This is a genomic window from Pseudomonas sp. HMSC065H01 (genome assembly GCF_001815235.1).
Lineage (GTDB): Bacteria > Pseudomonadota > Gammaproteobacteria > Pseudomonadales > Pseudomonadaceae > Pseudomonas > Pseudomonas aeruginosa.
Genome location: NZ_KV819900.1, coordinates 1 through 331, shown reverse-complemented (window position 1 = coordinate 331; position 331 = coordinate 1). Strand labels below are relative to the sequence as shown.

The window sequence follows — 331 nt, the reverse complement described above, 5'->3', positions numbered from 1 at the left end:
ACCGCGCAGAACGTGGTGCTGATCGGTGGGCCTGGCACCGGTAAAACCCACCTGGCCACTGCGCTGGCCGTGTCCGGCATCACCCGGCACGGCAAGCGCGTGCGCTTCTACTCCACGGTCGATCTGGTCAATCTGCTGGAGCGCGAAAAACACGACGGCAAAGCCGGGCGGATCGCCCAGGCACTGCTGCGCATGGATCTGGTCATCCTCGACGAACTGGGTTATCTGCCCTTCAGCCAGGCCGGCGGTGCGTTGCTGTTTCACCTGCTATCCAAGCTGTACGAACACACCAGCGTGGCGATCACCACCAACCTGAGCTTCGCCGAATGGT

At 62.8% G+C, this 331-nt stretch carries 1 pseudogene; it reads left to right on the top strand.

Annotated features, from left to right (window positions below):
- Positions 1–331: pseudogene (gene istB, locus HMPREF3014_RS20110) on the top strand (IS21-like element ISPst3 family helper ATPase IstB); the annotation flags it as partial.